The sequence below is a fragment of the Burkholderia stagnalis genome, assembly GCF_902830275.1.
Taxonomy (GTDB): Bacteria; Pseudomonadota; Gammaproteobacteria; order Burkholderiales; family Burkholderiaceae; genus Burkholderia; species Burkholderia stagnalis.
In genome coordinates this window covers 1-25,789 of the sequence record NZ_CADESW010000027.1, presented here as the reverse complement: position 1 = coordinate 25,789, position 25,789 = coordinate 1, and the positions used below count along the sequence as shown (strand labels likewise).

Below are 25,789 nucleotides of genomic sequence, written 5' to 3'. Positions count from 1 at the left end.
CAACGGCCGCCCACCACGCACCGCGTGGGCGGCCCCTTCCCCTTACCGACTTCCTAGAGGCGGCCATCCGGATGGCCGCAGGGGCGAACTCATGCTTTCAACCAGCACACGGGCAACGGCGCCGGCCGTTGCGCCCACCATCGACCCGGGCGGCGCGATCCCCGCGCTGCCGGCCAACGGCCTGCAGCCGCTCGCCGGCATGCTGCGCTGGATCGTGATCGCGGTGCTCACCGTCGCGGTCGCGCTGCCGCTCGGCTTCATCCTGTTCCAGAGCCTGCTGTCCGCGCCGTTCTTCGACGCGAACCGCACGCTCGGCATCGACGGCTTCCGCTTCATCTTCAGCGATCCCGACTTCTGGTCGGCCGTGAAGAACTCGTTCATCATCGCCGGCGGGATGCTGTTCATCTCGATCCCGCTCGGCGGCATCCTCGCGTTCCTGATGGTGCGCACCGACCTGCCCGGCCGCCGCTGGCTCGAGCCGCTGCTGCTCACGCCGGTGTTCGTGTCGCCGATGGTGCTCGCGTTCGGCTACGTCGTCGCGGCCGGCCCGGTCGGCTTCTACTCGGTGTGGTTCAAGGAACTGTTCGGGGTGCAGAACGTGCCCTGGAACGTCTACTCGGTCTTCGCGATCACGCTGATCGTCGGCCTCACGCACGTGCCGCACGTGTACCTGTATTCGTCGGCGGCGCTGCGCAACCTCGGCTCCGACGTCGAGGAAGCGGCGCGCGTGGCGGGCGCGCGGCCGTTCCGCGTCGCGCTCGACGTCAGCCTGCCGATGACGATGCCCGCGCTGCTGTTCGCCGGCGTGCTGGTGTTCTTCCTCGGCTTCGAGGTGTTCGGGCTGCCGCTCGTGCTCGGCGATCCGGAAGGCCACCTCGTGCTCGCGACCTACCTGTACAAGCTGACCAACAAGCTCGGCGTGCCGTCGTACCACCTGATGGCCGCGGTGGCGGTGTGCATCGTCGCGATCACGTTCCCGCTCGTGCTGCTGCAGCGCCGCCTGCTGAAGACGGCGAACCGCTTCGTGACGGTGAAGGGCAAGGCCGGTCGCACGACGGTGCTGCCGCTCGGCGCGTGGCGCTGGGTCGCGCTCGCGATCGTCATGCTGTGGCTCGCGCTCACCGTGGTCGTGCCGATCTCCGGCATCGTGCTGCGCGCGTTCGTGACCAACTGGGGCGAAGGCGTGGCGCTCGGCGAAGTGCTGACGCTGGCGAACTTCATCGAGCTGTTCGAGCAGGACAACCTGGTGCGCGCGATCGTCAACACGCTGGGCATCGGCGTGATCGGCGGCGCGGTGGCGGTCGGCTTCTACTCGCTCGTCGCGTTCGCCGGCCACCGCCGCCACGACTGGGCGACCAGGCTGCTCGACTACCTCGTGCTGCTGCCCCGCGCGGTGCCGGGCCTGCTCGCCGGTCTCGCGTTCCTGTGGATCTTCCTGTTCGTGCCGGGCCTGCGCGAGATCAAGAACTCGATGTGGAGCATCTGGATCGCGTACACGGTCGTGTGGCTCGCATACGGGATGCGCCTGATCCAGAGCGCGCTGCTGCAGGTCGGGCCGGAGCTCGAGGAAGCCGGGCGCAGCGTCGGCGCGACGCGCGGGCGCGTGTCGCTCGACGTGACGCTGCCGCTCGTGCGCTTCGGGCTGCTGGCCGCGTGGCTCCTGATCTTCATGATCTTCGAGCGCGAATACTCGACCGCCGTCTACCTGCTGTCGCCCGGCACCGAAGTGATCGGCGCGCTGCTCGTGTCGCTGTGGGCGACCGGCGCCGTCGACCAGGTCGCCGCGCTCTCTGTCATCAACATCGCGATGGTCGGCGCCGGTCTCGGCGTGGCCCTGCGCTTCGGAGTGAAACTTCATGGATAAGCTCATCGTCGACGATCTTCATCTCAGCTACGGCGCGAACCCGATCCTCAAGGGCGTGTCGTTCGAACTGAAAGCCGGCGAAGTCGTGTGCCTGCTCGGCGCGTCGGGCAGCGGCAAGACCACGCTGCTGCGCGCGGTCGCCGGCCTCGAGCAGCCGTCCGACGGCCGCATCCAGCTCGACGACCGGGTGTTCTTCGACGGCGCCCGGCGCGTCGACCTGCCGGTCGAACAGCGCTCGCTCGGGCTCGTGTTCCAGTCGTACGCGCTGTGGCCGCACCGCACCGTCGCCGACAACGTCGGCTACGGCCTCAAGCTGCGCCGCGTCGCGCCGGCCGAACAGAAGCGCCGCGTGCAGACCGCGCTCGACCAGCTCGGCCTCGGCCATCTCGCCGAGCGCTTGCCGCACCAGCTGTCGGGTGGCCAGCAGCAGCGCGTCGCGATCGCGCGCGCGCTCGTCTACAACCCGCCGGTGATCCTGCTCGACGAGCCGCTGTCGAACCTCGACGCGAAGCTGCGCGAGGAAGCGCGCGCGTGGCTGCGTGAGCTGATCGTGTCGCTCGGGCTGTCCGCGCTCTGCGTGACGCACGACCAGACCGAGGCGATGGCGATGTCCGACCGCATCCTGCTGCTGCGCAACGGCCGCATCGAGCAGGAAGGCACGCCGGCCGAGCTGTACGGCGCGCCGCGCTCGCTGTACACGGCCGAATTCATGGGCAGCAACAACCGGATCGACGCGCGCGTCGCGGCCGTCGACGGCGAATGCGTGACGCTCGCCGGCGACGGCTGGCAGCTGCGCGCGCTCGCCCGCGACACGTTCGCGCCGGGCCAGGACGCGCAGGCCGTGATCCGCCTCGAACGCGTGCAGGTGGCCGACGGCCCCGGCGCGAACCGGCTGCAGGCCGACCTCGTCACGTCGATGTATCTCGGCGACCGCTGGGAATACCTGTTCCACTGCGGCGAGCTGCGGCTGCGTGCGTTCGGCCACGTGCCGCGCGCGGCCGGCAAGCACTGGCTCGAATTCCCGACCAACGACTGCTGGGCGTTCGCGAAAGCGGGCTGACCCGCGCGGCGCATCGCACCTCGGCACGCGTCACGGGCGTGCGCTGAGGCGCCGTGCGCGCCACGATTTCCCTCACCTACAACAACCACGGAGACACCGTCAATGAAGTCTTGCGCAGAACGCGCCCTTCGCGCAGTAGTCCTGACCGGATCGGCTTCCGCCGCCTGCCTCGCGGCCCCCGCCGCTCACGCGCAGTCGTCGGTCACGATCTACGGGATCATGGACGCCGGCATCGAATACACGAACCACGCTGCACCGGAAGGCGGCAATTCGTTCAAGTTGAAGTCGGGCAACAAGAACACGTCGCGCTGGGGCTTGCGCGGCGTGGAGGATCTCGGCGGCGGGTTGAAGGCCGTGTTCCGCCTCGAAAGCGGGATCGATCTCGCGAACGGCGCGTCCGACGACGGCCCCGACTCGATCTTCGCGCGCCGTGCGACGGTGGGCCTGAAAGGCAAATGGGGCGAGCTGACTCTCGGCCGCAACTTCACCGTCACGTACGACTACATGATGCCGTTCGACCCGATGGGTTACTCGCAAAACTATTCGTGGGCGTCATCGTCGATGGCGACCGGCGGACGCAAGGACGGCATCTTCTCGCGCTCGTCGAACGCCGTCCGCTACGACGGCGAATTCGGCGGCTTCAAGTTCGGCGCGATGTACGGGTTCGGCAACGTGCCCGGCAGCGTGAAGACCAGCTCGAAGTACGACTTCGCGCTCGGCTACGAGAAGGGGCCGTTCGCCGCGGTGGTCACGTTCGACCGGCAAAACGGCGCGGCCGACAGCGTCACGCCGGCCGATCCGGTCAACTACATCCAGGGCATCCATGCGGGCCTGAGCTACGACTTCGGCAACCTGAAGACGATGGCCGGCTATCGCAATTACAAGCGCACGTTCCGCACGGCCGCGGCGAACCAGCTGAGCGACATGTACTGGGTCGGCGGCTCGTATCAGTTCACGCCGGCGTTCTCGCTGATCGCGGCCGTGTATCACCAGAACATCAAGGGCGGCACCGATGCCGATCCGACGCTGGTCTCGGTGCGCGCGAACTACGCGCTGTCGAAGCGCACGGTGCTGTATGCGTCCGGCGGCTTCGCGATCGCTCAGCACGGGCAGAAGGTCGGCCTGTCGCGCGATTTCGCGGGGTATGGCACCACGCAGGTCGGGGCGACCGTCGGGATTCAGCAGCGGTTCTGATGCGCCGGGTGCGAGGAAGCGGCGGGCGATGCGCGTCTCGCGCGCCGCGCCGCCCTTCACTTCGCTTCACCGAACACGATTCATCCTTCGCCGCGCATCGTGAACACGGGGCGAACGAGCGTGTTCGCGTCGCCCCAGTGTTCACCGACTTCCGACAGCGGCACGGCGCGCGTATCGATCGCCAGGCCCGCCGGCCCGGCCGCGTCGAACACGCCGCGCGCCGCGGCCAGCAAACGCGGCAGCGACACGCTGCCGAGGCCGCTGCCCATCAGCTCGATGGCCGTCGCGCGCAATACGGCGCCCGACAGCAGCACGTCCGCGCCGCCGATCGAGCCGATCTGCACGAAGCGCAGCGGCCGGCCATCGCGCGTCGTCTTCGCGGCTGCGACAAGCAGCGCCCGCGCACTCGCCCCCCACAGATAGTCGAGCACGACGTCGACGCCCGCCCGGAAATGCGGCTCCAGCGCGCGCGCCAGATTGGCGTCGTCCTGCTGCAGCGATACGACGGCATCCGCGCCGGCCGACTGCAATGCTGCCAGCGCTGCCGCATTGCGGCCGGTCGCGATCACCTTCGCCGCGCCCAGGTGCTTTGCGATCCGCACGGCCAGCCGCCCGGACGCGCCGGTCGCGCCGTTGACCAGCACGGTCTCCCCGGCGGCCATGCGCGCGCGCTCGATCAGCGCGGCCCATGACGACATCCCCGGAATCGCGATCGCGGCAGCCGTGACGTCATCGAGCGCGTCGGGCAGCGGCACGCACTGTGCGTCGGGCACGACCGTGCGCTCGGCCATCGCGCCGAACGGCGCGAGCGGGCCGAAGAAATAGACGCGCCGGCCGTCTTCGAGGCGCCCTGCGCCGTCGACGCCCGCGATGAACGGGAAGCCGTCCGTCGACGAATAGTGCGAGCCGGACGCCCGGGCCTGCGCGAGCCGGCTCAGTGCGGACGCGGTCACCTCGACCAGCCGGTGGCCGGACAACGCGTGCGGCGATTCGAACTCGGCAAAAACGGGGCGCTCACCGGCCCCCTTGACGATTGCTGCTTTCATGGGTGCTCTCCTTCAGACGGCCTGCGCCATCACCGTGCGTCGACCCATGCCCGCAACGCAGCGTCGCGGATCTCGAACACGTCGAACAGCCCGAGCGCGCGCAGCGCGGGCAGCACGTCGGCGGCATCGGCCGCCGCGCGGGAGCGCTCGGCCTCGTCCGCGTGCGGGTCGGTGAGCACGCGCGCATTCGCGAGAAAGGCGCCCACGCTGCCTTTGCGGATCGTCGTGCCGTTGAGGTCGAGCTGGTTGAGGTGGTCGGGAAGCATTTCATCGGCTCGCATCGCGCGGCCCTCCTGAAGTGATGAACATGCGTGGAGTTTAGGGATGCAAATGCGGCCGGGCTCCGGTATAAATGCCATTCGATACCGAATTCCAGCCATGCCGGACGATCCGCTTCTTCCCGCCGACCTCGTGACCTCTTCCGACGGCCCGTTCATCGCCGCCGCCGAGCTGACGCAGCGCGACGCGCGCGTGACCGCGCCGCATCGCCATGCGCGCGGCCAGCTGGTCGGCGCGTTGACCGGCCTGCTGTCGCTCGGCCTCGACGACCAGGACTGGGTCGTGCCGGCGGTTCATGCAATCTGGATTCCGCCGCATTGCGTGCATTCGCTGCGGTCGTTCGGGCCGTTCTCCGGCTGGAGCGTGTTCGTTGCGGAACCGCGCTGCGCATCGCTGCCGCACACGCCGCACGCGATCCGCACCTCCGCGCTGTTGCGCGAGGCGGTGCGGCGCGCGGCCAGCTGGCGCGGCGGCGCGCTCGACGCGGCGCAAGCGCGCGTGGCGGACGTGATCCTCGACGAGATCGCGGCATCGCCGCCGGTCACGCTCGGCCTGCCGCGCCCGCGCGACCCGCGGGTCGGACGGATCACCGACGCGTTGAGCGCCGATCTGGCGGACAACCGCCGTCTCGAGGAATGGGCGGAGTGGGCAGGCATCGCGCCGCGCACGCTGAGCCGCCGCTTCGTCGCCGAAACGGGGTTGACGTTCGCGCAGTGGCGTCAGCAGGCGCGCCTGATGCGCGCGTTGGAGAAGGTGGCCGACGGCGTGCCGGTGACGACGATCGCGCTCGATCTCGGCTACGACAACGTAAGCGCATTCATCGACATGTTCCGGCGAGCGTTGGGGACGACGCCGGGGCGATATATGGAAGCCGGACGCAGCGCACGCCAGGGCGACACCGCGTAGCGCGTCATTGTGCGCTCGCATGCACGCATCGACGGTGGCGGCATTCGATTCGCCGTGCCTTCAGTACGTGCCGTCGCCCTGCTTCGCGGCGTCGGCCGGTATCCCCTTGAACTGCGCTGCCAACCGCTCCGCGCTTTGCGCCAGCAGCGTCGTATCGACCCCGACCGCAACGAACAACGCCCCCGCTTCGAGATACCGCCGCGCCGCCGCCTCATCGGCGCTGAGAATCCCCGGTGCCTTGCCGGCCGCCTTGATCGCGCGGATCGCGCCGTCGATCGCCGCCTGCACATCCGGATGCCCCGGATTGCCGAGATGCCCGAGATCCGCAGCAAGATCGGCCGGCCCGATGAACACGCCGTCGACCCCGTCCACCCGCGCGATCGCGTCGATCGCGTCGAGCCCCGCGCGCGTCTCGACCTGCACGAGCACCGCCATCTCGTCGTTCGCACGGTGCAGGTAATCGCCGACGCGATTCCAGCGCGACGCGCGCGCCAGCGCGCTGCCGACGCCGCGAATCCCGTGCGGCGGATAGCGTGTCGCGGCAACCGCCGCCTGCGCCTCGCCGGCGCTCTGCACCATCGGCACGAGCAGCGTCTGCGCGCCGACGTCGAGCACCTGCTTGATCCGCACCGGATCGTTCCACGGCACCCGCACGACCGGATGCGACGGATACGGCGCGATCGCCTGCAATTGCGCGAGGATCGTCGGCACCGTGTTCGGCGCGTGCTCGCCGTCGATCAGCAGCCAGTCGAAACCGGCGCCCGCGACCACCTCGGCGCCGTACGGATTCGCCAGCCCGAGCCACAGGCCGACCTGCGCATCGCCGCGCGCGAGCGCGGCCTTGAAGGCGTTCGTTGATATCTGCATCGTCCGTCACTCGAAATGGCACTGGATGGTCCCGAGCGGACCGTAGTCGACGCTGAACGTGTCGCCCGAGCGCGCCGCGCACGGCCGCGTGAACGAGCCGCCGAGCACGATCTGCCCCGGCTCCAGCGCGACGTCGAAGCGTGCAAGCCGGTTCGCGAGCCACACGACGCCGTTGGCCGGATGGTTCAGCACGCCGGCCGCGACGCCCGTCTCCTCGACCACGCCGTTGCGCGACATGATCGCGGCAACCCAGCGCAGGTCGACGTCGGCCGGGCGCACGGGCCGCCCGCCGATCACGACGCCGGCGTTCGCCGCGTTGTCGGCGATCGTGTCGAACACCTTGCGCGGGCGCTGGGTGTCGGGGTCGATCGACTGGCTGCGCGCGTCGATGATCTCGAGCGCGGGCACCACGTAATCCACCGCGTCGTACACGTCGAAGATCGTGCAGTTCGGCCCGCTCAGGCGCTTGCCGAGCACGAACGCGAGCTCGACCTCGACGCGCGGCACGATGAAGCGCTGCGTCGGGATCGTGCCGCCGTCGTCGAAGAACATGTCGTCGAGCAGCGCGCCGTAGTCGGGCTCGTCGATCTGCGACGTGTTCTGCATCGCCTTCGACGTGAGGCCGATCTTGTGGCCCTTCAGCGTGCGGCCTTCCGCGAGCTTCACGTCCACCCACGCGCGCTGGATCGCATACGCGTCGTCGATCGTGATGTCCGGGTAGTCGAGCGAGATCTGGCGGATCTGCTTGCGCTCGCGCTCGGCGTCGTGCAGGCGCCGCGCGAGCTGGTCGATGGTGGCGGGTTCGAGCATGGTGGAATCGGGATGGGGTTCAATCGGCCCGCTTGTAGCGGGCGTGAATGTTGTTGTGCTTGTACGAGCCGCTTTCGCTGAATTCGGTCAGCTCCATCGACAGCGCGAGATAGCGCTGCGCATACAGCTCGGCGAAATGCGCCTTGATCGCGTCGAACAGCGCGTCGCATGCGGCCTGCTTCTGCGCGTCGCTGCGGCCCGAGCCGATCTTCAGCGTCACGTGGACGAATGCATCGTCCCCGGTGCCGTCCGCGACGCAGTAATCGTGCAGCTCGATCGCGCGCGAACGGATGCCGCCGGTCGGAAACACGCCGCCCTGCGCGATTAGCGTCGCGTTGATCGTGCGCAGCAGCGCGGGAATGCGCGCGTCGTCGCGAATGTTCGCGGTGTACTCGACGACGATGTGTGGCATGTCGGTTCTCCTGAAAGGACGTCGCGCGCGGGTCAGGCGAGCGGGAAGATCGCGTTGATCTGCCCGGTGCCCGAGCTCGCGAAGTAGTCGGTGACGATCTCGACGGGCTTGTCGTAACGGTCCCAGCCGAGCAGGCCGAGCAGCATCGCGGTGTCGTGCATGCCGCCTTCGCCGTGGCAATGAAGGTTGTATTCGGGCAGCATCGCGCAGAACGTCTTGAAGTCGCCCTGCTTCCACAGCTCGACCACGCGCAGGTCGACCTGCCGGAAGAATTCGCGGCTGATCTCGTGGATCGATTCCTCGGGGCTGCCGTTGTCGTTGAAGCGGTGCGACAGCGAGCCGCTCGCGAGGAACGCGACGTTCGCATCGCTGCGCTCGATCGCGTCGAGCAGCGCCTCGCCGAAGCGGCGGCTCTCGTCGAGCGTGTGCCACATGCACCAGCCCGCGATCGACACGACCTTGAAATGCTGGTCGCCGTTCATGTAGCGCATCGGCACCAGCGTGCCGTATTCGAGCTCGAGGCTGTCGATCTCGTGCGCGCGCGTCGCGATGCCGCGCGCCGTCGCCGTTTCGGCGATCAGCCGGCCGAGCGCCGGATTGCCCGGATACGCGTACTGCATGTCGCGGATGAAATGCGGCAGCTCGTTGCTCGTATAGGTGCCGGCGAAGCGCGCATTGCAGTTCACGTGATAGCCCGCGTTGACGAGCCAGTGCACGTCCGACACGACGATCGTGTCGACGCCGAGCGCGCGGCAGCGCTCGCCGATCACCTGATGGCCGCGGATCGCCGCCTCGCGGCAGCCGTGATGCCTGCCGGGCAGTTCCGACAGGTACATCGACGGCACGTGCGTGATCTTCGCGGCGAGGGACAGTTTGCCCATCGTAAGCCTCCGTAAATCTCCGTCTCGTTCTTATACGCGCCGCTTAGACGCCCCAGCGCGGAATGTGATGCGAACCCATCGAGATGCAAACGTTCTTGATCTCCGCGAACACCTCGAAACTGTATTCGCCGCCCTCGCGCCCGGTGCCCGACTCCTTCACGCCGCCGAACGGCTGGCGCAGGTCGCGCACGTTCTGGCTGTTGACGAACACCATCCCGGCCTCGATGCCGCGCGCGAGGCGATGCACCTTGCCGACGTCCTGCGTCCAGATATACGACGCGAGGCCGTAGCTCGTATCGTTCGCGAGCCGCAGCCCGTCCTCTTCGGAGTCGAACGGAATCAGGCACGCGACCGGGCCGAAGATCTCTTCCTGCGCGATGCGCATCCGGTTGTCGACGTCGGCGAACACGGTCGGCCGCACGAAGTTGCCGTTGCGCAGAGCGTCGGGCAGCCCCGCCGGCTTGTCCGCGCCGCCCGCGACGACGCGCGCGCCCTCCTGCTCGCCGATGCGGATGTAGCCCGTCACCTTCTCCCAGTGCTGCCGCGTGATCATCGCGCCGAGCTGGGTCGCGGGGTCGGACGGATCGCCGACCACGAGATTGTTCGCGCGGCGCGCGAATTCCTGCACGAAGCGATCGTAGATCGTGCGCTGCACGAAGATCCGCGAGCCGGCCGTGCACCGTTCGCCGTTGATCGAGAAGATCGTGAACAGCGAGGCGTCGAGCGCGCGATCGAAGTCGGCGTCGTCGAAGATCAGCACCGGCGACTTGCCGCCGAGCTCCATCGAGTATTTCTTCAGGCCCGCACGCTCCATGATCCGCTTGCCGGTGACCGTGCCGCCGGTAAACGACACCGCGCGCACGTCCGGATGCCGCACGAGCGCATCGCCGGCGGTTGCGCCATAGCCCTGCACGACGTTCAGCACGCCGGGCGGAATGCCGGCTTCGAGCGCGAGCCGGCCGAGCTGGTCGGCCGTCAGCGGCGACAGCTCGGACATCTTCAGCACCGCCGTGTTGCCGAGCGCGAGGCACGGCGCCGTCTTCCACGTGGCGGTCATGAACGGCACGTTCCACGGCGACACCAGCGCGCACACGCCGACCGGCTGGTACAGCGTGTAGTTCAGCATCTGGTCGTCGACCGGATACGTGCGGCCGTTCATCTGCACGCACACTTCCGCGAAGAAATTGAAGTTCTCCGACGCGCGCGGAATCAGCTGCTTGCTCGTTTGCGCGATCGGCAGGCCCGTATCCTGCGTTTCGAGCGCCGCGAGCATCGGCACGTTCTTCTCGATCAGCTCGCCGAGCTTGCGCATCAGCTTCGCGCGCCCCTTCGCGGGCGTGTTCGCCCACTTCGGGAAGGCTTCCTTCGCCGCGCGCACCGCCGCGTCGACTTCCGCCTCGCCGCCCGACGCGACCTCGGTAATCACGTCGCCCGTCGCGGGATTCAGCGTGGCGAACGTGTCGCGGCTTGCGACCTCCCGGCCGTCGATCCAGTGCTTGATGGTCATCTGCTCTCCTTGTGCGGCGGGCTCAGCCGGCGCGATAGTAGTCGTGTTCGGCGACGATCGTGTTCACGAGCCGGCCGATGCCTTCGATTTCGGTGACGACCTCGTCGCCCGGCTGCGTATCCGCGAGCCCTTCGGGCGTGCCGGTGAGGATCAGGTCGCCCGGCGCGAGCGTCATGAAGCCGCTGATGTGCTCGATCAGCGCCGGCACGTCGAAGATCATGTCGCGCGTGCTGCCGCGCTGCGTCTCGCGGCCGTTCACCGTCGTGCGCAAGGCCAGGTCGCCCGGGTCGCCGATCTCGTCGCGGCTGACGAGCCAGGGCCCGAGCGGCGTGCAGGTGTCGCGGTTCTTCACGCGCAGGTTCGGCCGGTAGTAGTTCTCGAGGTAATCGCGAATCGCGTAGTCGTTCGCGACCGTGTAGCCGGCCACGTAGTCGAGCGCCTGCGCGCGGCGCACGCCGCGCGCGGGGCGGCCGATCACGACCGCCAGCTCGCACTCGTAATGCATGTGCGTCGCGTCGGCGGGCCGCACGGTGCGCGCGCGATGGCCGACGAACGTGTTCGGCCCCTTCAGGAAGATCAGCGGCTCGCTCGGCGCCTTGAACGCGAGTTCCTTCGCATGGTCCGCATAGTTGAGGCCGAGCGCGAACGTCGTGCGCGGCGCGACGGGCGGCAGCCAGCCCACCTCGCCTTCCGCGACGACGGCCCCCGTGTCGAGCCGGATCAGGCCATCGCCGGCCGGCTCGGCGGCATGCAATGCGCCGTTGTAGGTCACGCGTGCGGTTTTCATCGGGCAGCCTCCTCGATCAGCGTATGCCGCAACGTGCCGATGCCGACTGCGGCAATCTCGATTCGGCTGCCGGCCTTCGCGCGCGGCGCGCCGCCCGGCACGCCGAGCAGCAGCACGTCGCCGGCGTCGAACGACATGAACGCCGACACGTCGGCGATCAGCTGCCGCACCGGCCGGACCAGCGTGGCCGTCGACGCGGCCTGCGCGACGTGGCCGTCGATCCGCACGGTCACGCCGATCGCGTCGACATCGGCGAGCGCGCCGGGCGGCACGATCGCCGGCCCGAGCGGGCAGAACCCGTCGCGGCACTTGTAGCGCACGGCGGGACGGTAGTAGTCGGGATGCGGGACGGACACGTCGCTCGCGAGCGTGAAGCCGTGCACGTAGTCGAGCGCGCGCGCCGCGGCCACCCGGGTCGCGCGGCGGCTGAACACCACCGCGACCGACGCGCCGATCTCCAGCGCGTCGACGCCGGCCGGCACGACCACGGCCGCGCCGTCGGCGGCGTGCGTGTTGGCGGGCTTGATGTACAGCACCGGCGCCTGCGGCGGCCGCCCGTAAGGCGGCTGGTGCACCGCATCGCCGAGCGCGTCGCGCGCGGCGCGCTCGTTGAGCAGCGCACCGTAGACGGTACCGATGGCGACCGGCAGCGGCGGCGCCGCCGCGGCGGTCGTGCAAGACAGCTCCATGCGTCATTCCCCTGCCGCGCGTCGCGGCGCATCGTCAATACTTAACATCTTAAGTAAACAATCGTGCGCTGACAACCTCGATTACCCTGATACGTGAAATTCGTCACGACCGCCTGTTAAGATTGGCGCGTCCCCGTCCATCCCCGCACCTCGATGAACCGTACGCTCGACCACCGCAATCTGGCCATGCTGCTGCTCGAAGCCCGAGAAACGCTGATGGGGCTGTTCCGCCCCATTCTCAAGGAATTTGCGTTGACCGAACAGCAATGGCGGATCATCCGCGTGCTCGACGGCGAAGCGTCGCACGCGCTCGAAGCGGGGCAGATCGCGCGGCGCTGCTGCATCCTGAGCCCGAGCCTCACGGGCGTGCTGGAGCGGATGGAGCGCGACGGCCTGATCAGGCGCACGCGCGCGCAGGAAGATCAGCGCAGGCTGCTCGTGAGCCTGACGCCGCAAAGCCGGAAACTCGTCTCGGAAATCGGCCCGCGCATCGACGAGCAGTACCGGCTGCTCGAGGAGCGCTTCGGCCCGGCCGCGCTCGACGACATCTACCGCGCGCTCGACCGGCTGATCGAGCTCGGCGCCGGCGAGCCGTCGTAAGCGGCGCGCGCGGTCAGGCCGCGCCGCGCATCAGTTCGGTCACCGCGACGCCGCGCGAGGTGCGCATGCATTCCTCGACGTAGTCGACGAACGGCAGCGGTTCGAAATCGATTTCGTCGCGCACGCGGCTGTTGTCGAACACGCGGTCCGCGGCCGAGAATTCCGCGAAGCGCTGCAGCGCCTTGCCGATCACGCGTTCGAGCGCCGGATCGTTGCGCCCCAGCACGTCTCGCACGACCAACGGCAGTTCCGCCGCCGCGCATGCCGCGTAGCGCGGCGCGCCCGTCATGCCCGCCGCCTCGTCCATCGCGCGCACGATCTGCGCGACCATCGGCGCCTCGACGCCCGCGGACACATGGTAGACGTCGTGCGCGAGCGCCGGCTTGACCGCCAGCAGCATCGTCGCGCGCGCGACGTCGTCGACCGACACGATGTCGATGCGCGTCATCGGCCGCGCCGTGTAGCGGCGCGCCGCGTGCACGAGGCGGAACATCCAGAACGAATTCGGCCACGGCCGCGTGCCGAGCACCGTATGCCCGACGACGTGCGACGGACGCACGATCACGAGCGGCAGCCCGAGCGCGCGCAGGCGCGCCTCCATCTCGCGCTTCGCATGCAGGTAGTCGGCCGCCAGCACGGCGCCCGCCAGCGCCGCGCCCGAATCCCTCGCGTCGCAGCCCTGCGCGTCCTCCAGCACGATGCCGCCCCGGCCGCCGCGCACGAACGCGGTGCCGACGTACGCGAAGCGCTGCAGCTGCGCGGCCTGCGCGAACCCCTCGGCAAAGCGCAGCGAGGCGTCGAGGTCGGCCTGCAGGTGTGCGCCGTCCGCCACTGACGGACGGCCCGCGCAGTGGATAACGTGCGTCGCCTGCGCGAGACGGCCCGCGTCGGCGCCGCGCCAGACGTCGCCGAGCGAGCCGACGATCACGTTCGCGTCGGTCAGGCGCGACGCCCAATATGGCGCGAGCCCCGCGCGCAGCGCCGCCTCGCGCAGCCGCTCGACCGCGTGACCGCGATCCTGCGCGCGCACGATGCACACCACGCGTTCGAGCAGCCCCGCGTTGACGAGCGCCGTCAGCACGGTGCTGCCGATGAAACCGGTCGCGCCCGTCAGCACCAGCCGCCCGACGTTCGCCGCGGCCACCGGCGCGCTGGACGGCGATACGAGGCTCGTGCGCCAGTTGAGCGACAGGGCGGTTTTCCAGTTCAGCACGGAACTTCTCTCCTTCAAGATTCGTCGGGCGGCGGGATGTCGGGCGCATGGGCGCCGGGCATGGGACCTGTCTGACAGGTCGCGACTGGAGTGCGCCCGGGGGGTGCCCCGATCCGGGGCCCGCCCGCAAGGGGTGTCGGCACGAGGGGGAATGCAGGCGGCGCCGCGGACTGACGCCGCGGCGCTGGATCGGGACTGCGCCAGTGTGGGGCCGGACCGGCGCCGCGTCTGTCCTGAAAGTTTTGCGAAAGTGTGCGAATTTGTATGCGTTTGTCGGAGTGTGTCGCCCGGGTGGCCGCTGTCCCGCTTTCGCCGCAGCCGATCCGCCCCCCTGAAACAGCGGCCGCCGGCCGGCGCGACACATCGACGCGCCCCCGCGCCCCGGCAATTGCCCCGCCGCGAAGGGCAACCGGCCGCCGCCGACGTCGCGCCGCCTGCAGCGGGCGTTACACGGCGTGCATATTGCGCAACCTGTTTCATCGGGCGTCATTTCATGCGGATTGCGAATGCGCCCCGCGTTTATTTATTGCGCGCTGCGTCTTGCGTTTCAGCGCAGGAAATCTAGACTTATCAGGTCGTACGGTCGAATGTTCATTTTCTCAAGGAGACGATCTAATGCGCCTCACCATTCGAATTAATGGCAGCGAATCAGCGGCCCGGCAGTCTTTTGCCGTGCTGTGGGTCGACACCGACGAAGGGCTCTGGTCTCGCGAGGCACATCAAGGTATCGATCTTCCGACCTGGGGCAAGGTCAAGGACGTCGAGGGCGCAATGGCGCTCTGTGCGGCTGACAGCGGCAAGGCCGTCTGCAAGCTGCAGGGTTTGTCGTTCGATGCGAAGCAGCGCGAACAAGGCACTGCCGAGCTCGCAGGCGAGCACGCAAAAGGTGCATGGCGCCTGCAGGAAGTCGACACATGCACGATCCAGCCGGAATACAAGGAATTTATTTCCGTCGATCGATAGGTATTTTTGACGTGTATTGTCTGCGGTTTTCGGGTTTATTCCAGTTTTATCGAATTCGTTTTTCCGTTCCGCGATTTTGGACGCCCCCGCCGGGGCGTTTTTAATTTTCGATTTCATGAATTAATCAGGGCCGGGTTAATTCGCCGGTTTTGCTGCATTCCGGTGCACGCATCGCCTGTCGCCGGACCGCCCTCCTGCTTCCTGTTCTCACCTCTTCCGGCCGACCACCGAGCGCCCCCGCGCGCCTGCTTCCGCCTCTGATCCGGCCCGGTTTTGCGATTGCTCACACACTTTCCCCACACTGTGATTACTCATTTATTACAATCGCATTATTCAGACTGCCCCGCCGCCGCGTCGCGGCCCGATCCTGCCCTCGCATGAGCGTGAAAAACAAGACCCATCCCGCCGATCCGTACGCCGCGGCAACGAAGCACCCCATGCTCGCGTCGCGCCTGCCGATGTGGCGCTCGAAGCTGATCGTGATCATCGTGTTCCTCGCGTTCGCCGCGTTGATCGCCCGCGCGTTCTGGGTGCAGGTCGCCAACCAGGACTTCTACGTCGGCCAAGGCCAGAAGCGCTACCAGCGCACGATCGAGCTCGACGCGATGCGCGGCAGCATCGTCGATCGCAACGGCGCGATGCTCGCCGTCAGCCTGTCGACCTACGAAATCTGGGCGAACCCGAAGCAGGTCGCCGAAGCCGACTATCCGCAAATCTCCAAGCTGCTCGACATGCCGCTCGCCGAGGTGAAGCGTCGCCTCGGCCACGACCGCACCTTCGTGCTGCTCAAGCGCCAGATCGACGCCGACACCGCGAGCCGCCTCGACAAGCTCGAGATCGGCGGCATCACGCAGATCGCCGATTCGAAACGCTTCTACCCGGAAGGCGAATCGGCCGCGCACGTGGTCGGCTTCACGAACGTCGAGGACAAGGGCCAGGAAGGCGTCGAGCTGGCCGCCAACGCGCCGCTGTCGGGCACCGCCGGACAGCGCGAGGTGATCCGCGACCGGCTCGGCCGCATCGTGTCGGATACGCGCCCGCTCGTGCCGGCGCAGCACGGCGCGACGATCGAGCTGACGATCGACCGGCGCATCCAGCAGCTCGCGTTCAGCCAGCTCAAGCAGGCGGTGGTCGCGAACAACGCGCAGGCCGGCAGCGTCGTCGTGCTCGACGCGCAGAACGGCGAGATCCTCGCGCTCGCCAATTACCCGACCTTCGACCCGAACGACCGCGCGCGCCTCACCGGCCAGCAATTGCGCAACCGCGCGGTGATCGACACGTTCGAACCCGGCTCGACGATCAAGCCGCTCGTCGTCGCGCTGTCGATCGACGAGCGCAAGGTGACGCCGAACACGATCATCAACACGGGCCCCGGCACCTACAAGATCGGGCCGGCGGTGATCCACGACACGTCCAACCACGGCTCGCTGACCGTCGCGCAGGCGCTGCAGAAGTCGAGCAACGTCGCGCTCGCGAAGCTCGCGCTGAACCTGCCGGCCGAGACGATCTGGAACAAATACCAGGAATACGGGATCGGCCGCGCGCCGGAACTGACGTTCCCCGGCGTGGCGTCGGGCCGGCTGCGGCCCCATAAACGCTGGCGGCCGATCGAGCAGGCGACGATGGCGTACGGCTACGGGCTGTCGATGTCGCTGCTGCAGATCGCGCAGATGTACACCGCCTACGCGGGCGACGGCACGCTGCACCCCGTGTCGCTGCTGAAGAACGGCAACGACAAGCAGACGCTCGACGCGCATCGCGGCCATCGCGTGACGTCGCCGCAGACGGCGGCGGCGATCCGCTCGATGCTCGAGATGGCGGTCGGCGAAGGCGGCACCGGCCGCCGCGCGCGCGTCGACGGCTACCGGATCGGCGGCAAGACCGGCACGGCCCGCAAGCAGGTCGGCGCGACCTACGCGAAGGGCAAGTACCGCGCGCTGTTCGCCGGCATGGCGCCGATGAGCAACCCGCGCCTGATCGTCGCGGTGATGATCGACGAGCCGCGCGGCCAGGGCTACTACGGCGGCACGGTCGCCGGGCCGGTGTTCTCGTCGGTCACGAGCGGCTCGCTGCAATTGCTCGGCGTGCCGCCGGACACGCCCGTCGAGCCGGACAAGCTCGCGCCGCCGAAGGCCAGCGCGCAGGCGCCGGCCTCGGCCGCGCCGCGCGCGTGACCGTTGCCCCCGCCCTCCGACGCTTCCTGACGCTCGAGACGTTCTACTGAGAGGACGGCCCGGCGCGCGTGTCGACACGCGTGCGCCGGCGCCGTTCGTCAATGCGCGTGGGCGGGCGCGGCCGGCATCGTCATCCGCGCGAGCACGTGGTCGGTCATCCCGCGCGCCAGCTCCGTCTCGCCCATGAACACCGTGCCGACGCCCTCGCTCGCGAGCAGCGCGGCCTCGTCGCCGCTGTTCGTGCACAGCGCGACCTCCAGCGACGGGTTCAGCGTGCGCGAGATCTCGACGATCTGCCGCACGTCGAACACGTCCGGCAGCGTGACGACGAGCATCCCCGCGCGCGCGATGTGCGCCTGCACGAGCACGATCGGCTCGACCGCATCGCCGGACACCGCCGCGACGCCGTCTTCGCGCAGCTTCTCGACGATCTCGCGGTTCTGCTCGACCACCACATACGCAATCCGGCGCTCGTCGAGCGCCTGCGCGATCCGCGCGCCAACCTTGCCGTAGCCGACGATCACGACCTGCCCGGTCAGGTGGGTCTGCGGCGTGGACATCGGCAGCGCGGCGAGCGGATCGTCGCGCGCGTCGAGCCGCCGCGCGAACGCCGAATGCTTGCGGATCCACGCGAGCGCCGGATCGATCATCGCGAACGCGAGCGAATTCAGCGCGATCGAGATCAGCGCGACTGCGAGGATCAGGTTCTGCCCTTCCGGCGACAGCAGCCCGAGCGAATGGCCGAGCCCGGCGAGGATGAACGAGAACTCGCCGATCTGCGCGAGGCCCGCGCCGACGATCAGCGCCGTATTGAGCGGATAGCGGAACGCAAGCACGAGCGCGACCGCCGCGAGCGTCTTGCCGACCAGCACGATCGCCGCGACCTCGATCACGTGCAGCGGCTCGTCGAGCAGCACCTTCGGGTCGAACAGCATGCCGACCGAGATGAAGAACAGCACGGAGAACGCGTCGCGCAGCGGCAGCGTCTCGTCGGCCGCGCGCCGGCTGAATTCGGATTCGCGCATCATCATCCCGGCGAAGAACGCGCCGAGCGCGAACGACACGTCGAACAGCTTCGCCGCGCCAAACGCGATGCCGACCGCCGCCGCGATCATGCACAGCGTGAACAGCTCGCGCGAGCCGGTGCGGGCCACGAGCCACAGGATGCGCGGAAACACCCGCTTGCCGACCACGAGCATCAGCGCGATGAACGCGGCCACCTTCAGCATCGTGACGCCGAGCGTGCCCCACAGGCTGCCGCCGGCCGCGTGCGCGCCGCCGGGCGGCGTGCCGCCGAGCAGCCCCGCGACGGGCGGCAGCAGCACCAGCACGAGCACCATCACGAGATCCTCGACGACGAGCCAGCCGACCGCGATGCGCCCGTTCACCGATTCGACGAGCCCGCGCCCCTCGAGTGCGCGCAACAGCACGACGGTGCTCGCGACCGACAGCGCGAGCCCGAACACGAGCGCCGCGCCGATGCTCCAGTCCCAGGCGAGCGCGAGCCCGCCGCCGAGCAGCGTCGCCACCGTGATCTGCACGATCGCGCCGGGCAGCGCGATCTTGCGCACCGCGAGCAGGTCGCCGAGCGAGAAATGCAGCCCGACCCCGAACATCAGCAGCATCACGCCGACCTCGGCGAGCTGCTGCGCGAGCGACAGATCGCCGACGAAGCCGGGCGTTCCGGGGCCGATCACGACCCCGGCGAGCAGATAGCCGACCAGCGGCGGCATCTTCAGCAGCGACGCGAGATAACCGAAGATCATCGCGAGACCGAAACCGGCCGCGAGCAAAGCAATCAGGCTGACGTCATGTGGCATCCCCCCTCCCTTGTCTGTGTAACCGTTTAGTAAGGTTCAAGGATAAGGGATGAGGCGGGAGAAATGGCGCGCCGCCGCGAAAAATTCACGGGCGGCGGCGCGATGCGGGACAATGCGGTGGGTTTGGGGACGAAATGCGCGGGGATTCGGCGAGATTCCGGCGACGGCCGCGGCGCGCGCCGCGGCCGGTTGCCTGGGCCCGGTTGCCTGGGCCCGGTTGCCTGGGCCCGGTTGCCTGGGCCCGGTTGCCTGGGCCCAGTTGCCTAGGCCTGGTCGCCTAGGCCCGGTTGCCTAGGCCCGGTCGCCTTGCCCCGGTCGCCTTGCCCCGGTCAGCGGGCCGCCTGCGGATAGCGCGCGCCCGGCGGCGGCTCGGGGCGCGTGCCCGGCGTCGCCTTGCGCACCTTCGCGACCTGCGCGGCGGTGACGGGCGAGCCCGTATTGCCCCAGCTCGTGCGCACGAAGTTCGCGACGTCCGCGACCTCCTGGTCCGACAGACGCCAGCCGAACGGCGGCATCGTGAAGGTCGACGGCGCGGTGTGCGTGCCCTTCAGCGCGCTGCCCGCCAGCACGACGTGGATCACCGAGGTCGGATCGTCGCCCTGCACGACCGGGTTGCCGCCGAGCGCCGGGAACACGCGCGTGTAGCCGCGGCCGTCGCTGCGGTGGCAGGCCATGCAGTTGTCGCGGTACACCGCCGCACCCGGCTTGCTCGCGTCGCCGGCCTGCAGCGCCTTCGCGGCCGCCGCGTCGTACGCGTACGGCGTCTCGCCCTGCACCTTCGGCGGCAGCGTCTTCAGGTAGCGCGCGATCGCCGTGAGGTCGTCGTCGGTCAGGTGCTGCATGCTGTGGCCGACCACGTCCGTCATCCCGCCGAACGCGGCGGTGCGCGCCGTGCGGCCGGTCTTCAGGAACTGCACGATTTCCGCTTCCGTCCACGCGCCGAACCCGGTGCGCGGCTCGCCGCGCAGGCTCGTCGGCACCCAGCCGTCGATCGCCGCGCCGCCGGCCAGGAAGTCCGGGCCGTCCGCGTCGGTCAGCCCGCGCTCCTGCATCGTCGGCGCGCGCGGCGTATGGCACGCGCCGCAGTGGCCGAGCCCCTGCACGAGGTATGCGCCGCGCGCGAGCACCGGATCGGGGTACGGCGCGGCATCGAACGGCTTCGGCGTCGGCGCGAACAGCTTGCGCCAGAAGCCGAGCGGCCAGCGCATCGACAGCGGCCACACGATGTCGACCGGGCGGTTCTCCTGCTGCACCGGCGCGACGCCGTGCATGAAGTACGCGTAGAGCGCCTTCACGTCGTCGCCGGTGAGGCGCGCGTACGACGGGAACGGCATCGCCGGGTACAGCGTATCGCCGTTCTTGCGCACGCCCGCGCGCAGCGCGCGGTCGAACTCCTCGAGCGTCCAGCCGCCGAGGCCCGTCCTCGGGTCGGGCGTGATGTTGGTCGAGTAGATCGCGCCGATCGGCGTGTCGAACTTCAGCCCGCCGGCAAACGGCTTGCCGCCGCTCGCGGTGTGGCACGCGACGCAGTCGCCCGCGCGGGCGAGATACGCGCCGCGCGCGACGAGCGCATTCGCGGATTGCGGGGCGGCAGACGTGGCCGAAGCGGGTGCGGGTGCGGGTGCGGCCGAAGCGGATGCGCCCGCCACGGGCGCGGCTGCCGGCTGCGCGATGGCCGCGCCGCTCGCCAGCCCGAACGCCAGCCAGGCCGCACCGGCCGCCAGTACGCGCGCCGTGCGGCGCGCGGCGTTGTCTCGTGTCGTGCGCTTCATACGGTCACCAGCGGAGCGGGGTTTTTCAGGTATTGCTCGCGGATCGCCCGCGCCGACCAGTAGGCCAGCGCCGCGATGATCCCGGTCGGGTTGTAGCCGATGCCCTGCGGCAGCGCCGACGCACCCATCACGAACACGTTGTGCACGTCCCAGCTTTGCAGGTAGCGGTTGAGCACGCTCGTCTTCGGATCGGTGCCCATCACCGCGCCGCCGACGAGGTGAGTCGTCTGGTACTGGCGCGAATCGAAGCGCTTGCCGAACTCGCGCGTCGATACGCCGATCGCCTTCGGCCCCATCGCCTCGGCGATCTTCTTCATCCGGCCGGTCACGTACTGCGCCATCCTGATGTCGTTGTCCTTCCAGTCGAACGTCATCCGCAGCAGCGGCTGGCCGTACGAATCGCGATAGGTCGGATCGAGATCGAGGTACACGTCGCGGTACGACATGTTGGTGCCGTGCGCGTCCATCGAGATCGTGTGCGCGTAGTTGTCCTTGACCGCCTTCTTCCACGCCGAGCCCCACTGCGGCGTGCCGGGCGGCGTCGCGATGCCGCTGATCGGCTTCACGCCGGCCTGGTTCACCCACAGCGGCGAGCCGCCGACGAAGCCGAGCGGGCCGTGGTCGAAGTTGTCCGCGTTGAAATCGTCGACCGCGACGCCGTTGCCGCCCGCGCCGATGAACGGGTTCGTGTAGGTGTCCTTGTCGAAGAACGCCTTGATCGTCGACAGGTTCTGGTACGCGAAATTGCGGCCCACCACGCCTTCGCCGGAGATCGGGTCGTACGGCTTGCCGATGCCCGACAGCAGCAGCAGGTGCACGTTGTGGTACTGGAATGCGGCGAGGATCACGAGATCGGCCGGCTGGTGCACTTCGCGGCCGGCCGGATCGACGTAGGTGACGCCCGTCGCGCGCTTCTTGGTGTCGTCGAGATCGACGCGCAGCACGTGGCATTTCGAGCGCAGCTCGAAGTTCGGCGCCTGCTTCAGCGCGGGCAGGATGTTCAGGTTCGGCGACGCCTTCGAGTACATGTAGCACGCATAGCCGCTGCAGTAGCCGCAGAAGTTGCACGGGCCCATCTGCACGCCGTACGGGTTCGTGTACGGCCCGGACGTGTTCGCGGACGGCAGCCGGTACGGATGCAGGCCGAGCGATTTCGCCGCGTCGAAGAAGCGCTGCGCCGAATACGTGTTGAGCTGCGCGGGCAGCGGGAAATTGTCGCTGCGATGCGCGTCGAACACGTTGCCGTCGCCGACCACCTTGCCGTCGACCTTGTACGCCTGCCCCGACGTGCCGAACACCTTCTCGGCGAAGTCGAAGTGCGGTTCGAGCTCGTCGTACGTGACGCCCGTGTCCTGGATCGTCATCCCTTCGGGGATGAACTTCCTGCCGTAGCGCTCCTCGTAGTGGCTGCGCAGCCGCAGCTCCTCCGGCGCGATGCGGAAATGCACGCCCGACCAGTGCAGCCCCGCGCCGCCGACGCCCTCGCCCGGCAGGAACGCCGCGAGCTGGCGGTACGGCAGCGCCGTGTCCTGCACGCCGTGGCGGATCGACACGGTGGTCTTCGACAGGTCGAGGAACAGCTTCTTGCGGATGTTGTAGGTCAGCTCGTCGATCGTGTTCGGATACGCGCCGTCCGGATACGTGTCGCGATATTCGCCGCGCTCGAGCGCGACCACCTTCATGCCCGCTTCGGTCAGTTCCTTCGCGAGAATCGCGCCGGTCCAGCCGAAGCCGACGATGACCGCATCGACGTGCGGTTTTTTCTCAGCGGCCATCAGCTACGCTCCCCGTTGATCGAGACCGGCCCGTACGGATACGGCTTGCCGTTCTGGTTGACGAAATCCATGAAGTCCGCGCGCGCGCCGGGAAACCCGATCATCTTCCATGCCGCCATCCCGCGATTGCCGCCGTGGACCGGATCGCAGAAATACCCTTCGCGCGTGTTCTGCAGCAACTGACCGAAGAACACGGCCGGCGGCACGTCGTCGATCGGCGCGCTGCCCTTCTCGAGCGCGCCGAGCACCGCGTCGCGCGCGGCCGCATCGAGATCCGCGAATGCCTTGCCGTGCGCTTTCGTGCAGAACCGGTCGACGGCCGCGATGCCGAGCCGGTATATGTCGCGCGGCACGAGCTTCAGCTGGTAGCCGAGCTCCGGCACGCCCTGCTGGAACGGCCCCTGCATGTACCACAGCGCGCCGTGCGCATAAGGCGTCTCCATCTGGCGGTCGATGAACTCGGGCACGCCGGCGTCGAGCGCACCGGGGCCTTCGGCATCGGCGGGAATCAGGCGATCGACGGCCGCCTGGACGAACGCCCACTCCTTGCCGTCGAAGAAGGTCGGCTTGTAGGGCGCGCGCGCGGCGTCGGCCGATTCGGCGGGCGCGTTGCCGGCCGTCGTCGCGGGCGTCGACGACGGGCGCAGGTCGCAGCCGGCGAGCGACGCGATCGGCACGAGCGCGACCGACGAGCGCAGGAAATGACGGCGCGAATTGGGTTTGTCGGGTGGCGTGGACATGGTCGGGTGATGATCGTTGGGGACAGCGCTTCGAACGCGCGCAGGCGGCATGCGCCGGGCGCGGCACGCGTCGGCCGGGCCGCAATGCGCCCGGCCGCCTATTTCTTTCGCTTCACTAACAAACAAGATGCAGACTGCGACCTTGCGCAACGCGCGCAGCCTGCACCGTCATACAACCGCTTTCGCGCCCGATCTCTCGGAGTCCAAAGCGTATCGACCTCTTGCGGGTCTTTTCATCTGACGAATGCGTGCCGGTCGGCCCGAATCCGCCCTTTGTCGCCACGGGCTTTATCAACTTAGTCACCGCTCCCGCTGACAGCAAGAAAGGTATGCCCGGCCCGGCCTTCTCGGCGGCCCGGATCGACGATCCGGCGAATTATAAATGGAACCGGTTCCATTTCGAGGCATTTTGCCGCAATTCACTGAGTCGAAAATCGCAACAATCCAGGAATCCATGCGCGGCGCGCGCAACGATCAGGGAAATCGTGTGCCTGCGACCAAAAGCTGGTACGCTCACGCCCCGATATGCATACCCATAAGAAAACGCTGGACGACACCAGCAAATACCTGAGCTACCTGCTCCGCCATGAACCGCAGGCGATCGGTCTGCAGCTCGACCCGGAAGGCTGGGCCGATATCGACGCGCTCGTCGCCGGCGCCGCCCGCCACGGGCGCCAGCTCGACCGGGCCACGATCGAGGCCGTGGTCGCCACCAACGACAAGAAGCGCTTTGCCCTTTCCGACGACGGCCGGCGCATCCGCGCGGTGCAAGGCCATTCGACGCCCGCCGTGCGGCGGCAATATCCGGAGCGGCAACCGCCCGACGTGCTCTATCACGGCACCGCGACGCGCTTTCTCGACTCGATCCGCGCACAGGGGCTGAAGGCCGGCACGCGCCATCACGTGCATCTGTCGCAGGACATGAGCACGGCGATTTCAGTCGGCAAGCGCTACGGCAAGCCGGTGGTGCTCGCGATCCGCGCGCGGCACATGCACGAGCGCGGCTTCCGCTTCTTTATGGCCGAGAACGGCGTATGGCTCACCGATGCCGTCCCCGCCGAATTCCTGTCGCTGCTCGACGCACCCGCCGGCTGAAACGAGGACACCGCCACCGCACCGCAGCACCCCGCTCAACGCGCCCAGAGCATCGATGCGATGGATAGCGACAACGCCGCGCACAGCGGCGAATAGCACAGCGTGTCGAGCCGCGCGAATCGCGAGCCGCGAATCCGCTTGAAGAAACCGACGTAGCGGAAATCGCCGACCGCCCGCACCGCGAAGATCAGGGCGAGCACGATGGTGCCCGCAGCGACCACGCTCGAATGCACGAGCGGCAGCCAGCCGGCCTGTGCGGCCACCACGCATGCGCTGGCGGCAAGCGCCACCGCGACCGCGAACGTGCCGGCCCTGGATGGCCGCAGCACCGGCTCGCCGTCGAGCTCCGGAATCGCCGCGCGTTTGCCCAGGCGGCCGCCGCACGCCCAGTAAACATGGACAAGGGCCAGCATGCCCAGCGTCGGCACGCTGAAATAGGCAGCGGTCATGGTTCGTTCGACTCCTTGTTATTGAGTGGACAGGCCGGCCCCGGCTCCGGAACGCGGCGGGCACGCCGCGCCGCACAAGACGATACCGAATTCGCCCGCCGTCCGCACTGAGACGCCCGGTCGCATTGCGCCGGCCTGCGCACCGCGACACCCGCCGCTTGACTTCCATCCGCGCACTACTACCCTTTTATTCCAGGACTGCAGTCGAGGCTTGAACGCGCACCGCTCACACCTCCCTGCCGGAGGATCCGTTCATGAACGAAGCATTCGAACGCCGCGCGCTGCTGCTGCATCTCGGCAGCGTGATGCACACCCTTAGCTGCCTGCTCGAAAGCGAGCGCGACGACGCCACCATCGGCGCGCTGATCGCGACCCGGCCGATGCTGGCCGACCTGCCGCTACTCGAACACGTGTTCGACCACATGACCGTACGCGAATTCGCGAGCGCCGTGCTGCACGCATTCTGCCTGTGGCCACAGCAGCTGCTCGACGCGGAACTTGACCGCGACGCGCTCGCCGCGCCGATCTGCGCAAAGCTGTTCGCCGGCAACCCGCGCGGCTGGACGCGCTATACCGCGGCGCTGTCGGCGGACGTGCCGTGGTTCGGCGGCGGCATCCAGCCCGCGCAAACGCTGCACGAATCGGCGGAGCGGGACGAGCAGGCGGATCCGGTCGCGAAAACCGCGTGACGCGATGGCCGCGGCGCATCGCGATGCACGCGCGGCGCGCGCTGCCGCAGCACACATATAACGAAGGCCCGTGGAGAATTGAAATGAACGCGTCCCACCCGTGAATGTGAGTGCGGAGGAAGAGGTGGATCCTCACGGGCCAACGGCATCGATGTGCCCAGGTGGAAAATGCACGCATTTCCCGGCAACCGGAGGAT

At 68.7% G+C, this 25,789-nt stretch carries 24 protein-coding genes; 9 read left to right on the top strand and 15 right to left on the bottom strand.

What is annotated here, in order from left to right:
• Positions 1 to 91: 91 nt before the first annotated feature.
• The 3 genes from HWY45_RS32045 to HWY45_RS32035 all read left to right on the top strand — a co-directional run bounded on the left by HWY45_RS32045 (position 92) and on the right by HWY45_RS32035 (position 4,118).
• A complete protein-coding gene (locus HWY45_RS32045) occupies positions 92 to 1,864 on the top strand; it encodes an ABC transporter permease (RefSeq protein WP_059883686.1) in 1,773 nt (590 codons plus the stop codon).
• Positions 1,857 to 2,924, top strand: a complete 1,068-nt coding sequence (locus HWY45_RS32040; RefSeq protein WP_059561176.1) for an ABC transporter ATP-binding protein — start codon at positions 1,857 to 1,859, stop codon at positions 2,922 to 2,924. Before HWY45_RS32045 ends, HWY45_RS32040 begins: the two co-directional genes overlap by 8 nt.
• A 102-nt stretch (positions 2,925 to 3,026) precedes the next feature.
• Positions 3,027 to 4,118: a porin gene (locus tag HWY45_RS32035; RefSeq protein WP_059883687.1), complete on the top strand. Its 1,092-nt coding sequence runs from the start codon at positions 3,027 to 3,029 to the stop codon at positions 4,116 to 4,118.
• Positions 4,119 to 4,198: 80 nt separating this feature from the next.
• Here the strand turns inward: HWY45_RS32035 and HWY45_RS32030 are convergent, their stop codons facing one another.
• Positions 4,199 to 5,164 (bottom strand): quinone oxidoreductase family protein, encoded by a 966-nt coding sequence (locus HWY45_RS32030; RefSeq protein WP_059883688.1) that lies wholly within the window; start codon positions 5,162 to 5,164, stop codon positions 4,199 to 4,201.
• 29 nt (positions 5,165 to 5,193) lie between these two features.
• The gene (locus HWY45_RS32025) at positions 5,194 to 5,445 is read right to left on the bottom strand and encodes a hypothetical protein (protein WP_042587756.1); all 252 of its coding nucleotides are present in this window, start codon (positions 5,443 to 5,445) and stop codon (positions 5,194 to 5,196) included.
• Between the two features lie 97 nt (positions 5,446 to 5,542).
• Here HWY45_RS32025 and HWY45_RS32020 point away from each other — a divergent pair, with 97 nt between their 5' ends.
• Positions 5,543 to 6,349, top strand: coding sequence for an AraC family transcriptional regulator (locus HWY45_RS32020; RefSeq protein ID WP_059883689.1), 807 nt, complete (start codon positions 5,543 to 5,545; stop codon positions 6,347 to 6,349).
• A gap of 60 nt (positions 6,350 to 6,409) precedes the next feature.
• On the opposite strand, the gene hpaI is transcribed toward HWY45_RS32020, so the two are convergent.
• Genes hpaI through HWY45_RS31985 form a run of 7 tightly spaced genes read right to left on the bottom strand, consistent with a single transcriptional unit; the run spans position 6,410 to position 12,302 of the window.
• Positions 6,410 to 7,216, bottom strand: coding sequence for a 4-hydroxy-2-oxoheptanedioate aldolase (gene hpaI, locus HWY45_RS32015; protein ID WP_059883690.1), 807 nt, complete (start codon positions 7,214 to 7,216; stop codon positions 6,410 to 6,412).
• Positions 7,217 to 7,222: 6 nt separating this feature from the next.
• Positions 7,223 to 8,026 carry a 2-oxo-hept-4-ene-1,7-dioate hydratase gene (gene hpaH, locus HWY45_RS32010; protein ID WP_059883691.1) on the bottom strand — a complete coding sequence of 268 codons (804 nt, stop codon included), beginning with the start codon at positions 8,024 to 8,026 and terminating at the stop codon, positions 7,223 to 7,225.
• Between the two features lie 19 nt (positions 8,027 to 8,045).
• Positions 8,046 to 8,438 carry a 5-carboxymethyl-2-hydroxymuconate Delta-isomerase gene (locus HWY45_RS32005; protein ID WP_059561194.1) on the bottom strand — a complete coding sequence of 131 codons (393 nt, stop codon included), beginning with the start codon at positions 8,436 to 8,438 and terminating at the stop codon, positions 8,046 to 8,048.
• A 32-nt stretch (positions 8,439 to 8,470) separates the two neighbouring features.
• A complete protein-coding gene (gene hpaD / locus HWY45_RS32000; protein ID WP_059807962.1) occupies positions 8,471 to 9,319 on the bottom strand; it encodes a 3,4-dihydroxyphenylacetate 2,3-dioxygenase in 849 nt (282 codons plus the stop codon).
• Between the two features lie 43 nt (positions 9,320 to 9,362).
• Positions 9,363 to 10,826 (bottom strand): 5-carboxymethyl-2-hydroxymuconate semialdehyde dehydrogenase, encoded by a 1,464-nt coding sequence (gene hpaE / locus HWY45_RS31995; protein ID WP_059883692.1) that lies wholly within the window; start codon positions 10,824 to 10,826, stop codon positions 9,363 to 9,365.
• 22 nt (positions 10,827 to 10,848) lie between these two features.
• Entirely contained in the window at positions 10,849 to 11,613 is a 765-nt protein-coding gene (locus HWY45_RS31990) for a fumarylacetoacetate hydrolase family protein (RefSeq protein WP_059883693.1), read from the bottom strand.
• Positions 11,610 to 12,302, bottom strand: a complete 693-nt coding sequence (locus tag HWY45_RS31985) for a fumarylacetoacetate hydrolase family protein (RefSeq protein WP_059883694.1) — start codon at positions 12,300 to 12,302, stop codon at positions 11,610 to 11,612. The genes HWY45_RS31990 and HWY45_RS31985 overlap by 4 nt, the downstream gene beginning before the upstream one ends.
• Positions 12,303 to 12,455: 153 nt before the next feature.
• Between HWY45_RS31985 and hpaR the strand changes: the two genes are divergently transcribed.
• Positions 12,456 to 12,902: a homoprotocatechuate degradation operon regulator HpaR gene (gene hpaR / locus HWY45_RS31980; RefSeq protein WP_059561211.1), complete on the top strand. Its 447-nt coding sequence runs from the start codon at positions 12,456 to 12,458 to the stop codon at positions 12,900 to 12,902.
• A 13-nt stretch (positions 12,903 to 12,915) separates the two neighbouring features.
• Here hpaR and HWY45_RS31975 read toward each other — a convergent pair whose 3' ends face one another.
• A complete protein-coding gene (locus HWY45_RS31975) occupies positions 12,916 to 14,115 on the bottom strand; it encodes an SDR family oxidoreductase (protein WP_059883695.1) in 1,200 nt (399 codons plus the stop codon).
• 615 nt (positions 14,116 to 14,730) lie between these two features.
• On the opposite strand from HWY45_RS31975, the gene HWY45_RS31970 reads away from it, so the two are divergent.
• Positions 14,731 to 15,078 carry a DUF3564 family protein gene (locus HWY45_RS31970; protein ID WP_059561217.1) on the top strand — a complete coding sequence of 116 codons (348 nt, stop codon included), beginning with the start codon at positions 14,731 to 14,733 and terminating at the stop codon, positions 15,076 to 15,078.
• Positions 15,079 to 15,455: 377 nt separating this feature from the next.
• Positions 15,456 to 17,252 carry a peptidoglycan D,D-transpeptidase FtsI family protein gene (locus HWY45_RS31965; RefSeq protein ID WP_059807977.1) on the top strand — a complete coding sequence of 599 codons (1,797 nt, stop codon included), beginning with the start codon at positions 15,456 to 15,458 and terminating at the stop codon, positions 17,250 to 17,252.
• 98 nt (positions 17,253 to 17,350) lie between these two features.
• Here the strand turns inward: HWY45_RS31965 and HWY45_RS31960 are convergent, their stop codons facing one another.
• The 4 genes from HWY45_RS31960 to HWY45_RS31945 all read right to left on the bottom strand — a co-directional run bounded on the left by HWY45_RS31960 (position 17,351) and on the right by HWY45_RS31945 (position 23,359).
• Positions 17,351 to 19,072, bottom strand: coding sequence for a cation:proton antiporter domain-containing protein (locus HWY45_RS31960; RefSeq protein ID WP_059807980.1), 1,722 nt, complete (start codon positions 19,070 to 19,072; stop codon positions 17,351 to 17,353).
• Positions 19,073 to 19,401: 329 nt separating this feature from the next.
• Complete coding sequence (locus HWY45_RS31955) at positions 19,402 to 20,844, bottom strand: cytochrome c (RefSeq protein ID WP_059883696.1); 1,443 nt, start codon at positions 20,842 to 20,844, stop codon at positions 19,402 to 19,404.
• Entirely contained in the window at positions 20,841 to 22,619 is a 1,779-nt protein-coding gene (locus HWY45_RS31950) for a GMC family oxidoreductase (RefSeq protein ID WP_059883697.1), read from the bottom strand. Before HWY45_RS31950 ends, HWY45_RS31955 begins: the two co-directional genes overlap by 4 nt.
• The gene (locus tag HWY45_RS31945) at positions 22,619 to 23,359 is read right to left on the bottom strand and encodes a gluconate 2-dehydrogenase subunit 3 family protein (RefSeq protein ID WP_059883698.1); all 741 of its coding nucleotides are present in this window, start codon (positions 23,357 to 23,359) and stop codon (positions 22,619 to 22,621) included. The genes HWY45_RS31950 and HWY45_RS31945 overlap by 1 nt, the downstream gene beginning before the upstream one ends.
• 525 nt (positions 23,360 to 23,884) lie before the next feature.
• On the opposite strand from HWY45_RS31945, the gene HWY45_RS31940 reads away from it, so the two are divergent.
• Complete coding sequence (locus HWY45_RS31940; protein WP_059883699.1) at positions 23,885 to 24,454, top strand: RNA 2'-phosphotransferase; 570 nt, start codon at positions 23,885 to 23,887, stop codon at positions 24,452 to 24,454.
• 35 nt (positions 24,455 to 24,489) lie between these two features.
• On the opposite strand, the gene HWY45_RS31935 is transcribed toward HWY45_RS31940, so the two are convergent.
• Positions 24,490 to 24,903: a DUF3995 domain-containing protein gene (locus HWY45_RS31935; protein WP_059807993.1), complete on the bottom strand. Its 414-nt coding sequence runs from the start codon at positions 24,901 to 24,903 to the stop codon at positions 24,490 to 24,492.
• Between the two features lie 254 nt (positions 24,904 to 25,157).
• Here HWY45_RS31935 and HWY45_RS31930 point away from each other — a divergent pair, with 254 nt between their 5' ends.
• Positions 25,158 to 25,592, top strand: a complete 435-nt coding sequence (locus HWY45_RS31930) for a hypothetical protein (protein ID WP_059883700.1) — start codon at positions 25,158 to 25,160, stop codon at positions 25,590 to 25,592.
• Positions 25,593 to 25,789: the final 197 nt, after the last annotated feature.